This window comes from Aeromicrobium sp. IC_218, assembly GCF_004336805.1.
In the GTDB taxonomy this organism is placed as follows: Bacteria; Actinomycetota; Actinomycetes; order Propionibacteriales; family Nocardioidaceae; genus Aeromicrobium.
Map to the genome: position 1 here is coordinate 228479 of NZ_SJXM01000003.1, position 13136 is coordinate 241614.

At 70.5% G+C, this 13136-nt stretch carries 11 protein-coding genes and 1 tRNA gene; 5 read left to right on the top strand and 7 right to left on the bottom strand.

All coding sequences use genetic code 11. The features are described 5' to 3' along the window. Positions 1–7 precede the first annotated feature (7 nt). From E0W78_RS05205 to E0W78_RS05215, 3 genes are read left to right on the top strand one after another with little or no spacing between them, the layout of a single operon-like run. Entirely contained in the window at positions 8–832 is an 825-nt protein-coding gene (locus E0W78_RS05205; RefSeq protein WP_131402791.1) for an MIP/aquaporin family protein, read from the top strand. Positions 833–859: 27 nt separating this feature from the next. Continuing rightward, positions 860–2377 carry a glycerol kinase GlpK gene (gene glpK, locus E0W78_RS05210; protein ID WP_131402792.1) on the top strand — a complete coding sequence of 506 codons (1518 nt, stop codon included), beginning with the start codon at positions 860–862 and terminating at the stop codon, positions 2375–2377. 12 nt (positions 2378–2389) lie between these two features. Further along, the gene (locus E0W78_RS05215) at positions 2390–4117 is read left to right on the top strand and encodes a glycerol-3-phosphate dehydrogenase/oxidase (protein WP_131402793.1); all 1728 of its coding nucleotides are present in this window, start codon (positions 2390–2392) and stop codon (positions 4115–4117) included. A 75-nt stretch (positions 4118–4192) separates the two neighbouring features. Here E0W78_RS05215 and E0W78_RS05220 read toward each other — a convergent pair. Beyond that, positions 4193–4275, bottom strand: a tRNA-Leu gene (locus E0W78_RS05220). A 41-nt stretch (positions 4276–4316) separates the two neighbouring features. On the opposite strand from E0W78_RS05220, the gene E0W78_RS05225 reads away from it, so the two are divergent. After that, a complete protein-coding gene (locus tag E0W78_RS05225; RefSeq protein WP_131402794.1) occupies positions 4317–4928 on the top strand; it encodes a response regulator in 612 nt (203 codons plus the stop codon). A 156-nt stretch (positions 4929–5084) separates the two neighbouring features. Continuing rightward, positions 5085–6356: an ABC transporter substrate-binding protein gene (locus E0W78_RS05230; RefSeq protein ID WP_131402795.1), complete on the top strand. Its 1272-nt coding sequence runs from the start codon at positions 5085–5087 to the stop codon at positions 6354–6356. A gap of 72 nt (positions 6357–6428) precedes the next feature. Here E0W78_RS05230 and E0W78_RS05235 read toward each other — a convergent pair whose 3' ends face one another. The 6 genes from E0W78_RS05235 to E0W78_RS05260 all read right to left on the bottom strand — a co-directional run bounded on the left by E0W78_RS05235 (position 6429) and on the right by E0W78_RS05260 (position 13136). Continuing rightward, positions 6429–7580 (bottom strand): cystathionine gamma-synthase, encoded by a 1152-nt coding sequence (locus E0W78_RS05235; RefSeq protein ID WP_131402796.1) that lies wholly within the window; start codon positions 7578–7580, stop codon positions 6429–6431. After that, the gene (locus E0W78_RS05240) at positions 7577–8950 is read right to left on the bottom strand and encodes a cystathionine beta-synthase (RefSeq protein ID WP_131402797.1); all 1374 of its coding nucleotides are present in this window, start codon (positions 8948–8950) and stop codon (positions 7577–7579) included. The genes E0W78_RS05235 and E0W78_RS05240 overlap by 4 nt, the downstream gene beginning before the upstream one ends. Positions 8951–8997: 47 nt before the next feature. After that, positions 8998–9525: a hypothetical protein gene (locus E0W78_RS05245; RefSeq protein ID WP_131402798.1), complete on the bottom strand. Its 528-nt coding sequence runs from the start codon at positions 9523–9525 to the stop codon at positions 8998–9000. 242 nt (positions 9526–9767) lie between these two features. After that, entirely contained in the window at positions 9768–10277 is a 510-nt protein-coding gene (locus tag E0W78_RS16475) for a DUF6318 family protein (RefSeq protein ID WP_165570410.1), read from the bottom strand. 167 nt (positions 10278–10444) lie between these two features. Continuing rightward, positions 10445–12736, bottom strand: coding sequence for a protein translocase subunit SecD (gene secD, locus E0W78_RS05255; protein WP_131402799.1), 2292 nt, complete (start codon positions 12734–12736; stop codon positions 10445–10447). A gap of 55 nt (positions 12737–12791) precedes the next feature. Then, on the bottom strand, positions 12792–13136 hold the full coding sequence (locus tag E0W78_RS05260) for a hypothetical protein (protein ID WP_131402800.1): 345 nt from the start codon (positions 13134–13136) through the stop codon (positions 12792–12794).

Below are 13136 nucleotides of genomic sequence, written 5' to 3' on the forward strand. Positions count from 1 at the left end.
CGGGCGTGTGAAGCGCAACCCACTCGTCGGAGAGCTGTCCGCAGAGTTCTTCGGCACGATGATCCTGATCCTGTTCGGCGCCGGTGTCGTCGCGCAGGTCGTCACCGGTGGTGGCACCGGGGCGGACGGCACCGCGGGCGACTGGAACTCCATCGCCTGGGCGTGGGGCCTGGCCGTCACGCTCGGCGTCTACGTCGCCGCCCGCCTGAGCGGCGCCCACCTGAACCCGGCCGTCACGGTCGCGCTCGCGGCCTTCAAGGGCTTCGAGTGGCGCAAGGTCGCCCCCTACTCGCTGGCCCAGCTGGCCGGCGCGTTCGTCGCCGCGCTCATCGTCCGCGTGACGTACGCCGACCAGATCGCCAAGATCGACCCGAACCACACCAAGGCCACGCAGGGCATCTTCTCCACGTCGCCCGCCGAGGGCGTCTCGGTCGCCACGGCCTTCCTCGACCAGATCGTCGGCACCGCGATCCTGGTGTTCGTCATCTTCGCGCTGACCACCGCGGCCAACAACGGCCCGCTGGCCAACCTCGGCCCGGTCACCGTCGGCCTCACCGTCGTCGCGATCGGCCTGGCCTTCGGCTCCAACGCCGGCTACGCCATCAACCCCGCCCGTGACCTCGGCCCGCGCCTGGCGTCCTGGATCACCGGCTACGGCGACGCGTTCTACTCCGCGAACGGGGACCAGCTCTACTTCTGGGTGCCCATCGTGGCCCCGGTCATCGGCGGTCTCATCGGCGGCGCGCTGTTCAAGTACGCCATCGAGGCGTTCCTGCCCGACGAGGACGCCCTGCCCAAGGCCGACGCCCCCGTCGGCGACACCAACACCTGATCCGCACGGAAGACGAGGAGCACCGACATGGCTGACTACATCGGCTCGATCGACCAGGGCACCACGAGCACCCGGTTCATGATCTTCGACCACGGCGGCAACGAGGTCGCCCGTCACCAGCTCGAGCACGAGCAGGTGATGCCGAAGGCGGGCTGGGTCGAGCACGACCCGACCGAGATCTGGGAGCGCACGACCTCGGTCATCCAGACCGCGCTGCGCAAGGCGAAGCTGGACTCGTCCGACCTGGCCGCGCTGGGCATCACCAACCAGCGCGAGACCACCGTCGTGTGGAACAGGAAGACCGGACGTCCGTACTACAACGCGATCGTCTGGCAGGACACCCGCACCGACCGCATCGCCTCGGCGCTGGAGCGCGACGGCCACGGCGACACCATCCGGCACAAGGCCGGCCTGCCCCCGGCGACGTACTTCGCCGGCGGCAAGATCAAGTGGATCCTGGAGAACGTCGACGGCGTCCGCGAGGCCGCCGAGGCCGGCGACGCGATCTTCGGCACCACCGACTCCTGGGTCGTGTGGAACCTGACCGGCGGTCCGCGCGGCGGCGTCCACGTCACCGACGTGACCAACGCCAGCCGCACGATGCTGATGGACCTGGAGACGCTCGACTGGGACGACGAGCTGCTGGCCATCTTCGACATCCCGCGCCAGATGCTGCCCGAGATCAAGTCGTCCTCGTCGCCCGAGCCCTACGGCCACACGCTCGAGAACGGCCCGTTCGGCGGCGAGGTGCCGATCACCGGCATCCTCGGCGACCAGCAGGCCGCGACCGTCGGCCAGGTGTGCTTCGAGCCCGGCGAGGCCAAGAACACCTACGGCACCGGCAACTTCATGCTGCTCAACACCGGCACCGAGATCGTCCGCTCCAAGGCGGGCCTGCTCACCACGCCGGCGTACAAGTTCGGCGACGAGCCGTGCGTGTACGCGCTGGAGGGCTCGATCGCGGTGACCGGCTCGGCCGTGCAGTGGCTGCGCGACCAGCTGGGCATCATCTCCGGTGCCTCGCAGTCCGAGTCGCTGGCCAAGCAGGTCGACGACAACGGCGGCGTCTACTTCGTCCCGGCGTTCTCCGGTCTGTTCGCGCCGTACTGGCGCTCGGACGCCCGCGGCGCCATCGTCGGCCTGTCGCGCTACAACACCAACGCCCACCTGGCCCGGGCCACGCTCGAGTCGATCTGCTACCAGAGCCGCGACGTCGCCGAGGCCATGGCCAAGGACTCCGGCGTCGAGCTGGAGGTGCTCAAGGTCGACGGCGGCGTCACCGCCAACGAGCTATGCATGCAGATCCAGTCCGACGTCCTCGGCGTCCCGGTCAGCCGTCCGGTGGTGGCCGAGACCACCGCGCTCGGCGCCGCCTACGCGGCCGGCCTCGCCGTCGGCTTCTGGGCCAACACCGACGAGCTGCGCGAGAACTGGAACGAGTCCAAGCGGTGGGAGCCGTCCTGGGACGAAAACCGGCGCGAGGAGGGTTATGCCCAGTGGAAGAAGGCCGTGACCCGCACCCTCGACTGGGTGGACGTGGACTGAGGAGGTTCGACCATGCGATCGGTTGCCCTGTCACCGCAGGCCCGTGAGGACGCGCTCGACGCGATGGAGAGCGAGGTGCTCGACGTGCTCGTCGTCGGCGGAGGCGTCGTCGGGGCCGGAGCGGCGCTGGACGCCGTCACCCGCGGCCTGACCGTCGGTCTCGTCGAGGCGCGCGACGTCGCGTCCGGCACGTCCAGCCGCTCCAGCAAGCTCATGCACGGCGGGCTGCGCTACCTGGAGATGCTCGACTTCCGGCTCGTCGCCGAGGCGCTCAAGGAGCGCGGCCTCAACCTGGAGCGGCTCGCGCCGCACCTGGTCAAGAAGGTGCCGTTCCTGTACCCGCTGACGCACCGCGGCTGGGAGCGGTTCTACGTCGGCTCCGGCGTGGCGCTCTACGACGCGATGAGCAAGGCCTCGGGCTACGGCTCGAGCGTCCCGCTGCACAAGCACCTGACCCGGCGCGGCGCCCGCAAGCTGGTGCCGTCGCTGAAGAAGGACGCCCTCGTCGGCGCGCTGCGCTACTACGACGCGCAGGTCGACGACGCCCGGCACACGATGTTCCTGGCGCGCACGGCGGCCGCCTACGGCGCGCACGTCGCCACCCGGGCCCGCGTGGTCGACCTGGTCAAGGAGGGCGAGCGCGTCGTCGGCGCGCACGTCCGCGACCTGGAGACGGGACGCGAGCTCACGGTGCGGGCCCGCCAGGTCGTCAACGCGACCGGCGTCTGGACCGACGACACCCAGCAGATGGCGGGGGAGCGTGGCCTGTTCCACGTCCGCGCCTCCAAGGGCATCCACCTCGTCGTGCCGCGCGACCGGCTGCGCAGCGAGACCGGCATGATCCTGCGCACCGAGAAGTCCGTGCTGTTCGTCATCCCGTGGGGACGGCACTGGATCATCGGCACGACCGACACGGCGTGGTCGCTGAGCAAGGACCACCCGGCGGCGAGCGAGAGCGACATCGACTACCTGCTCGACCACGTCAACGAGGTGCTGGAGACGCCGCTCACCCGGGCGGACGTCCAGGGCGTCTACGCCGGGTTGCGCCCGCTGCTCGAGGGCGAGTCCGAGGCCACGTCGAAGCTGTCGCGCGAGCACGCGGTCGGTCACCCGGCCCCGGGCCTCGTGGTCGTGGCCGGCGGCAAGTACACGACGTACCGCGTCATGGCCAAGGACGCCATCGACGAGGCCGTCCACGGCCTGGAGGTGCAGCTGGACCGCAAGGTCCCCGAGTGCGTGACCGAGGACGTCCCGCTGCTCGGCGCCGAGGGGTACGAGGCGCTGTGGAACACGCGTCACCTGCTGGCCCGCACCAGCGGGCTGCACGAGGTGCGCGTCGAGCACCTGCTCAACCGCTACGGCTCGCTCGTGCACGAGGTGCTCGAGCTCGTCCGGCAGGACGCGTCGCTGGGCGAGCCGCTCACCGGTGCGAGCGACTACCTGCGGGCCGAGGTCGTCTACGCCACCAGCCACGAGGGGGCGCGTCACCTCGACGACGTCCTCACGCGACGCACCCGCATCTCGATCGAGGAGTTCGACCGGGGCCTGGGCGTCGTCGAGGAGGTCGCCGAGCTCATGGGCGGCGTCCTGGGCTGGGACGACGCGCAGCGCGGCCGCGAGGTCGAGCACTACCGCAGCCGGGTCGAGGCGGAGCTGGAGAGCCAGCGTATGCCCGACGACGAGACGGCCGACGCCGCCCGCAAGGGCGCGCCGGACGTCGTGCCGGTGACGACCGCCTAGGTCGTCGCGCGGGAGGGAAGCGACGGCGCCGCCGCACGGATCATCCGTGCGGCGGCGCCGTCGTCGTGCTCGATGTGCCGGGTACGGGACTCGAACCCGTACGCCCTCTCGGACAACGGTTTTTGAGACCGTCGCGTCTACCATTCCGCCAACCCGGCCGGGCGCCCGAGGCGTCACGGGCGCCGGATAACCTTCTCACGTGGACGACTCGACGACCGACGCGACACCGGCCCCGCGCGTGCTCATCGCCGAGGACGAGGCGCTCATCCGGCTCGACCTCTCCGAGATGCTCGCGGAGGAGGGCTACGACGTGGTGGGCCAGGCGGCCGACGGCGAGCAGGCCGTGGCGCTGGCGCACGAGCTGCGTCCCGACCTCGTGGTCATGGACGTCAAGATGCCCAAGCTCGACGGCATCGCCGCCGCCTCGCAGATCGCCCAGGCCCGCATCGCCCCGGTCGTCATGCTGACCGCGTTCAGCCAGCGCGAGCTGGTCGAGCGCGCGGGGGAGGCCGGCGCCATGGCCTACCTGGTCAAGCCGTTCACCAAGTCCGACCTCGTGCCGGCCATCGAGGTCGCCCGCAGCCGGTTCGCCGAGCTGCGCCAGCTCTCCGACGAGGTCGGGTCGCTCGAGGAGCAGCTGGCGGCGCGCAAGGCCGTCGAGCGGGCCAAGTCGCTGCTGCAGTCGGCGCTGGGCATCAGCGAGGCCGAGGCCTTCCGCTGGATCCAGAAGACGGCGATGGACCTGCGCATGTCCGCGCGCGAGGTCGCCGAGCAGGTCGTCGAGAAGGGCCCGGGCCTCGGCGCGTCCTGAGCGGGGACGCATTACAACTTGGCTACGAAACCCACCAATTCTCCGTGCGTAACCCATTCGGCACGAACGAGGACTATTTTCATCGCAACGCGACCTGGGTCACGAGACCCTGACGGGATCCAGGCCGACCATCCGTTGACGATCCCCGGAGGATTGATGAAGAACAGCACCAAGCTTGTTCGCCTCGCCGCCGTCGCTGCTGCGAGCGCCCTCGTGCTCGCCGCCTGCGGTGGAGGCGACGACGACAAGTCCTCGTCGGACGACAAGACCTCGGCCGCTCCCGCCGCCAAGGGCGACGGCACGCTGACCGTCGGCACCCTGCTGCCGTCGACCGGTGACCTCGCCTTCCTCGGCCCGCCGGAGTTCGCGGGCGTCGACCTCGCGGTCAAGGACATCAACGAGGCCGGCGGCGTGCTCGGCAAGCCGGTCGCGCAGTCCAAGGCCGACTCCGGCGACGGCACGCCGAAGATCGCCCCCGGCTCGGTCGACAAGCTGCTCGCGGCCAAGTCCGACGTCATCGTCGGCGCGGCGTCCTCGAGCGTCTCGCTGTCGGTCATCGACAAGATCATCGGCGCCGGCGTCGTGCAGTTCTCGCCGGCCAACACGTCGACCGCGTTCGACGAGTACGACGACAAGGGCCTGTACTTCCGCACGGCCCCGTCGGACGTCCTCCAGGGCGCGGTGCTCGGCAACCTGGTGCTGCAGGACGGCGCCAAGAACGTCGCGATCCTGGCCCGCCAGGAGGCGTACGGCGAGGCGCTGGCCGAGAACACCAAGAAGACCATCGAGGAGCAGGGCGGCAAGGTCGCCGAGACGGTGCTGTACGCCGTCGACGCCACCTCGTACACCTCCGAGATCCAGAAGATCAAGGACTCGGGCGCCGACGCCATCATCGTCATCGCCTTCAACGAGACCACCAAGATCATCCCGGGTCTGGAGCAGGCCGGCATCGGCCCGAAGCAGGTCCCCACGTACTTCGTCGACGGCAACACGGCGGACTACAGCAAGGACTTCCCGAAGGGCACCCTGCAGGGCGTCAAGGCGACCTACCCGGGCGCTCAGCTGAAGGACGACTTCAAGGCTCGCATGCTCGAGATCGACCCGAAGCTGACCGACTTCACGTACGGCCCGGAGTCCTACGACGCGACCATCCTGTCGGCCCTGGCCGCCGAGGCCGCGAAGGACGACTCGGGCAAGTCGATCGCCAGCAAGATCGTCGAGGTCTCCCGCGAGGGTGAGAAGTGCACGACGTTCAAGGACTGCGTCGCGCTCCTCAAGGACGGCCAGGACATCGACTACGACGGTGTCTCCGGCCCGGTCGACATGAACGACTCCGGCAGCCCCTCGAAGGCCACCATCGGCATCTTCGAGTACGCCGCGGACAACACGTTCAAGAACACCGACTACATCACCGGTGTCGTCGAGTGACCTGCTGAACCGAGCAACAGCAAGGGGCCCCGGCTTTCGCCGGGGCCCCTTCGCGTGGGTGCTGCGTGGCGGTCAGGACAGCGCCTGCTCCAGGTCCGCGAGCAGGTCGGCGGTGTCCTCGATGCCGACCGAGAGACGCACCAGGTCGTCCGGCACCTCGAGCAGCGAGCCGGCGGTCGACGCGTGGGTCATCGCTCCGGGGTGCTCGATGAGCGACTCGACGCCGCCGAGGCTCTCGGCGAGCGTGAACACCTCGGTGCGCGCGCACAGGTCGAGCGCCGCCTGGCGGCCGCCGGCCAGCCGCAGCGAGATCATGCCGCCGAAGCGCCGCATCTGCTTGGCCGCGGTGTCGTGGCCCGGGTGCTCGGGCAGGCCCGGGTACAGGACCTTCGCGACGGCCGAGTGGCCGACGAGCATGTCGACGATCGCCTCGGCGCTGGTGCAGTGCTGCTCCATGCGCAGCGCGAGCGTCTTGGCGCCGCGCAGCGTGAGGTAGGCGCCGAACGGGTCCGGCACGCCGCCCGCGCCGTTCTGCAGGAAGCCGAAGCCGAGGTCGAGCTCCTCGTCGTCCGTCACCAGCACGCCGCCGACGACGTCGGAGTGCCCGCCGACGTACTTGGTGGTGGAGTGCAGCACGACGTCCGCGCCCAGCGACAGCGGCTGCTGCAGGTAGGGCGAGGCGAACGTGTTGTCGACCAGCAGCTTCGCGCCGGCACCGTGCGCCAGCTCGGCCGCGGCGGCGATGTCGCCGACGTTGAGCAGCGGGTTGGTCGGGGTCTCGATCCAGACGAGCTTCGTCTCGGGCCGGATCGCCTCGCGGATGGCGTCGACGTCGTTGACCGCGGCGGGCGTGTAGCTGATGCCCCACTGGGTGAAGACCTTGTCGATGAGCCGGAAGGTTCCGCCGTACGCGTCGTTGGGGATGACCAGGTGGTCGCCCGGGCGCAGGATCGTGCGCAGCGCGCAGTCGGTCGCGGCCATGCCGGAGCTGAACGCGCGTCCGTACGTGCCGTTCTCCAGCGCCGCCAGGTTCGCCTCCAGGGAGCGTCGGGTCGGGTTGCCGGTGCGGGCGTACTCGAAGCCCGAGCGCATGCCGCCGACGCCGTCCTGGGCGAACGTGGACGAGGCGTAGATCGGGGTGTTGACCGCGCCGGTCACCGGGTCCGGGTCCCACCCGGCGTGGACGGCGCGGGTGCTGAAGCCGTGGTCGCTCTGATCCGTCATACGTGCACTCCCAGCAGGTCGTGGCGGGTGAGGACGCCGACGGGGCGGCCCTCGTCGATGACCATGAGGGCGTCGCTCTCGCTGAGCGCCTTCATGGTGGCGGTGAGGTCCTCGCCGATGCCGATGAGCGGCAGGCGCGGCCCCATGTGGTCGGCGACGGCGTCGGCGAGCGAGGCGCGTCCCTCGAACACGGCGCTGAGCAGGTCGCTCTCGTTGACCGACCCGGCGACCTCACCGATGACGACCGGCGGCTCGGCGCCGACGACGGGCATCTGCGAGACGCCGTACTCGCGCAGGATCTCGATCGCGTCGCGGATCGTCTCGGACGGGTGCGTGTGCACCAGCGCGGGCATGTCGCCGGACTTCTTGCGCAGGATGTCGCCGACCGTGGGCTCGTCCGTGCGGCCGTCCAGCGACGTGCGCAGGAAGCCGTACGAGCTCATCCAGTCGTCGTTGAAGATCTTGGCCATGTAGCCGCGTCCGCCGTCGGGCAGCAGCACGACGACGACCCCGTCGGGGTCGCGGCGGGCGACCTCGAGGGCGGCGACGACGGCCATGCCGCACGAGCCGCCGACGAGCAGGCCCTCCTCGCGGGCGAGGCGGCGCGTCATGTCGAAGGAGTCGGCGTCGCTGACCGCGATGATCTCGTCGGTGACCGACGGGTCGTAGGCGCTCGGCCAGAAGTCCTCGCCGACGCCCTCGACCAGGTACGGGCGGCCGGTGCCACCGGAGTACACCGATCCGACCGGGTCGGCGCCGATGACCTTCACGCGACCGTCGGACACCTCCTTGAGGTAGCGACCGACGCCGGTGATGGTGCCGCCGGTGCCGACCCCCGCCACGAAGTGCGTGACGGTGCCGTCGGTGTCGGCCCAGATCTCCGGGCCGGTGGTCTCGTAGTGGCTCTGCGGGCCGGCCGGGTTGGAGTACTGGTCGGGCTTCCACGCGCCCTCGACCTCACGGACGAGGCGGTCGGAGACCGAGTAGTACGAGTCGGGGTGCTCCGGCGGGACGGCGGTGGGGCAGACGACGACCTCGGCGCCGTAGGCGCGCAGCACGTTGCGCTTGTCCTCGCCGACCTTGTCGGGGCAGACGAAGATGCACTGGTAGCCGCGCTGCTGGGCGACGAGCGCGAGGCCGACGCCGGTGTTGCCGGAGGTGGGCTCGACGATGGTGCCGCCGGGCTTCAGGGCGCCGGACGCCTCGGCGGCGTCCACCATCCTGACCGCGATGCGGTCCTTGGAGCTGCCTCCGGGGTTGAGGTACTCGATCTTGGCCGCGACCAGGCCCGAGCCGGGAGTGACGACGTTGTTGAGCTTGACCAGCGGGGTGCCCCCGACGAGGTCGACGACATGATTGGCGATCCGCATGCCGCCATTCTTGCATCCAGTCCGTGAGACGCCCCGGCCGCGCCGGACTAGGGAGCCGTCAGCACGGGCCGGGCCTCGCGGACGGCGATGGTGGTGCCCGGACCGGTCGCGGTGATCGTGTCGGCGAGCGTCTGCCACGGGCCGCCGTCGACGCGGAACCGCACCTGGTAGGTGGCGTCGACCCTCAGGGTGACGCGGCTCGAGGGACGTTCGTAGCGGTGCACGACGTCCTTGCGCGGGTACGGGGCGCCCGGCGTCGTCGTCCGCTGGCTGGTGCCGTCGCCGTGGTGCCAGGTGTAGGTCGTGGGGGAGGCCTCGAGCTCGACGCTGCTGCCCAGCAGGCTGATGCTCCGTGCGAAGTCGGGCTCCTGGGTGTGCAGGATCGTGTCGAGGTTGACCAGCGTCTCGCCGCCGGGCTGGACGGACAGCCGCAGTCGTGGCAGCCCGATCTCGCGCACCGCGGTCAGCACCCGGCCCGGCGTGACCCGTGGCGCCTCTGGCTCGTCCGCCACCGGTTGCGCCGGGTCGTCGCCGAAGTCGCTCGGCAGCGCACAGCGGTAGTTGGGATTCGACATGTCGACGTAGCACCGTTCGGGCGGCGTGGTGCGCACGACCGGCGATACAGGAGCGTCTGGACGAGCGATTCCGTGACTGCGCTGAAGATTCGATCGGCCACCGCGTTCGAACTTGTGGCCATCGATTCGGATCCCGGGTTGAATCTGGCTGGGGTCCGCTCGGATACGGTCATCAGCTGTCGCTGCGGTGGGGCTCGCAAGACCAAGGAAAGTTGCGACAGCGACCGACAGACGCCAACCCCTCATTTCACGTTGTGCATCGTGGTGATGCGGCGGTCCTCTCGCGCCACCTCGAAATACACGCGGTACTGGGCAGGGCCGCCTTCTTCGACCGAGTCGATAGTCGCAACAACGCCATAGGCCGTGTCGTCGGAGGAGACGTCCGAGCTAGCGACCTTCCAGTCGAGATTCGGGACCGCCGTACTCCGGAACGTCTGGACGTACTCCTGGCATCCAGCGCAGGACGCGTCGCTTAGGCGTGCCATCGGGTCTACATCGCCAGTGTGCGCCGCGTAGTTGATCAGGTCGACGTAGTGATCGATGAAGGCGGCAGCCGACTCGTTGCTGGACAGGTCCTGAGCCTGGGCGGGCATGGTGGGCGGGGTCTCGGACGGGGTCGGGGACGTCGCGGACGCGGACGGGCTCGAGGCCGACGCGGACGGCGTGGGCTCGGCGTCGGCGTCCTCGCCGGAGCAGGACGCGAGCAGGAGCAGGGCTCCGAGCATCAGGGTGACGGGTCCGGTTCTGTTCATGCTTCCCCCGAAGGCAGTGGACAGTCCTGCAAACATAACGCCGTCGTTCCGGCCTTGTCAGCCCTCGTGGCGCAGGTGTGGACGCCCGTCCGAGCGCTCCGGCCCTGAGGACGACGACGCCCCGCGGTCGCCGGAGCGACCACGGGGCGTCAGGGCGGGAGGAGCGGCTAGACCGCGCCGGCCTCCCGGGTGCCGTTCTCGACGTGCGCGTACGGGTCCACGGTCTTGGGACCCTTCTCCGGGTCGTGCGGCCAGCGCTCCTCCAGCACGACCGCCAGGGCGGACGCGGTGAAGATCGTCGACAGGATGCCGAACCCGAGACCGATCAGCAGGGCGAGCGCGAAGTCGCCGAGCGAATCGCCACCGAGCACCGCCAGGGCGGCCAGGATGAACATGGCGCCCAGACCGGTGTTGATGGTGCGGGGGATCGTCTGCAGGATCGCCTCGTTGACCACGTCCCTGAGCCGTCGGCCGCGGTTCTCGGCCGTGTGCTCACGGATGCGGTCGAACACGACGATCGTGTCGTTCACCGCCAGGCCGATCACCGACAGGATCGCGGCCAGGAAGACGCCGTCCACGAGCTTGCCCGTCCAGGCGAAGAAGCCGATGACGGTCAGCACGACCGACGACATCGACAGCACGGCGGCCGCCGCGTAGGTCCAGCGGAAGCGCCAGGCCAGGTACAGCATCTGCGCGGCGACGGCGATGATGAACGCCAGGATCGCCTTGTCGCGCAGCTCCTTGCCGAGCGTCGGGCCGATCAGCTCGTCGCGCTGCTTCTCGACCTGCCCGCCGACCGTGGCCAGGGCGTCCTGGACCTCGACGGCCTCCTCGTTGCTGATCTTCTCCAGGCGGACGCTGATGTTGTTCTCGGAGCCGTCGCCGGACGACTCCTGGACGACCGCGGACGGGAAGCCCGCGTCGGAGATCGCCTCGCGCGCGTCGTCGACCGAGATGTCCTTGGAGTGCGAGAACTCCAGGACGCGACCGCCGGTGAACTCGACACCCAGGTTGAGGCCGCGGATCAGCAGGCCGCCGATGGAGACGACGGCGATGACGATCGTCAGGACGATCCAGGTGCCGGCGCGGCGCATGAGGTTCGGGCCACGCTCGTTCAGGTACCGGCGGACCCGCCCGGTCTTGGCCAGGCCGGTGAGGCCCGGACGGTTGCGGACGAACGAGCGGCGCACCGCCCACTCGCACAGCACGCGGGCGACGACCAGCGCCGAGAACATCGACGCGATCGTGCCGATCGAGAGCGTGACGCCGAAGCCCTTGACCGGGCCCGAGGCCAGGAAGAACAGCAGCAGCGCCGCGAGCAGCGTGGTGATGTTGGAGTCGAGGATCGCCGACCAGGCCTTGTTGAAGCCGGTGCTCAGCGAGCGTTCCATGTTGCCGCGCTCGGCGTACTCCTCGCGTGCTCTCTCGAACACGAGCACGTTGGCGTCGATGGCCAGGCCGATGGCGAGCACGAATCCGGCGAGGCCGGGCAGCGTCAGGGTCGAGCCGAGCCAGACCAGCAGGCCGTAGGAGATGAGCGCGTACGTGCCCAGCGCGATCGAGGCCAGGAAGCCCATGAGGCGGTAGACGAGCACGATGAAGATGCCGGTCAGCGCGATGCCGATGATGCCGGCCTCGATGGACGCGTCGATCGCGGCGTCGCCGAGGGTGGCGCCGACGGTGCGCTGCTCGATGACCTCGACCGGCACCGGGAGGGCGCCGCCCTTGATGAGGACGGCCAGGTTGTCGGCCTCCTCCTGGCTGAAGTCACCGGTGATGGACGTGCTGGAGCCGCCGCCGGACGCGCACAGCTCGGGCACGACGCCGGGGGAGGAGATGACCTTGTCGTCCAGCACGATCGCGACGCGCTGGCCGGCCGACGGGTTGGCGCAGGCCGAGGCGACGAGCTCCTTCCAGCCGGGCGCGCCCTCGCCGTTGAACTCGACGTTGACCTGCCACTGGCCGATGCCGCCGTCGGGCGTGACCGCGTTGGCGTCCTTGACGCCGTTGCCGTCCAGGACGACCGGGCCGACGATGATCGGCGCACCGGACTCGTCCTGCAGCAGCTTCTGGCCCTCAGGGACCTGCGGCTCCGCCTCGGTCGGGACGCTGACGACCTCGTGGAAGCCGAGCTGGGCGGTCTGGCCGATGACCTCGGCGGCCTCGCGCGGGTCCTGGACGCCGGGGAGCTCGACGACGATACGGTTCTCGCCGGAGCGAGCCAGCGTGGGCTCGGAGACGCCCAGGGCGTCGACGCGGCCGCGCAGCACCTCCAGCGCGCGGTCGGTGGACTCGGCGTCGGCCTTGACGCGGTCGGTGTCCTGGGTCTCCAGGACGATCTGGGTGCCGCCCTCGAGGTCGAGGCCGAGCTTGGCCGGGGTGGTGAGCGCGAGCGCGAACGAGGCGGCGATGACCGCGAGCGCCGCGAGGGCGCGCCACAGGTTGGTGCGGGATGTCATGGGTGTCTTTCGGTGGTGACGCCGTGCGGCGTGGGACGGACGAGCGGGTGCGGCCTCAGGCCGGCGGCGCGCGTCCCTCGCGGGTCAGCGGGGTGGCCGGCTCGCCCGGGCTGGGGCGCGACGGTGCGGCGTCGGTGACGCCGTGGGGGAGCGGGACGCCCGAGAGCTCGGGCAGCGCGGCCGCCAGGTCCCAGTGCAGGTCCGGAGCGGCGCTCACCGCGGCCGGCTCGACCGTCGCCGCGTGGCGGACGGGAGCGGCGGCGGAGGCTGTCTGCGCGGCGACGGTGCGCTGCGCCGACGTGGGCTGCGTGCGGGTCGCGGCGTGGACCACGACGAGCGCGAGGAGCAGCGGGACCGACAGCACGGCCGCACAGCGCCGCCTCGTGGTCCCGGTGAGCAT

Coding starts and splice junctions, on each gene's coding strand:
- E0W78_RS05215 (WP_131402793.1), top strand. CDS start 2,390: ATGCGATCGGTTGCCCTGTCACCGCAGGCCCGTGAGGACGCGCTCGAC.
- E0W78_RS16475 (WP_165570410.1), bottom strand. CDS start 10,277: ATGAACAGAACCGGACCCGTCACCCTGATGCTCGGAGCCCTGCTCCTG.
- E0W78_RS05260 (WP_131402800.1), bottom strand. CDS start 13,136: ATGCTCACCGGGACCACGAGGCGGCGCTGTGCGGCCGTGCTGTCGGTC.
- E0W78_RS05235 (WP_131402796.1), bottom strand. CDS start 7,580: ATGACGGATCAGAGCGACCACGGCTTCAGCACCCGCGCCGTCCACGCC.
- E0W78_RS05230 (WP_131402795.1), top strand. CDS start 5,085: ATGAAGAACAGCACCAAGCTTGTTCGCCTCGCCGCCGTCGCTGCTGCG.
- secD (WP_131402799.1), bottom strand. CDS start 12,736: ATGACATCCCGCACCAACCTGTGGCGCGCCCTCGCGGCGCTCGCGGTC.
- glpK (WP_131402792.1), top strand. CDS start 860: ATGGCTGACTACATCGGCTCGATCGACCAGGGCACCACGAGCACCCGG.
- E0W78_RS05245 (WP_131402798.1), bottom strand. CDS start 9,525: ATGTCGAATCCCAACTACCGCTGTGCGCTGCCGAGCGACTTCGGCGAC.
- E0W78_RS05240 (WP_131402797.1), bottom strand. CDS start 8,950: ATGCGGATCGCCAATCATGTCGTCGACCTCGTCGGGGGCACCCCGCTG.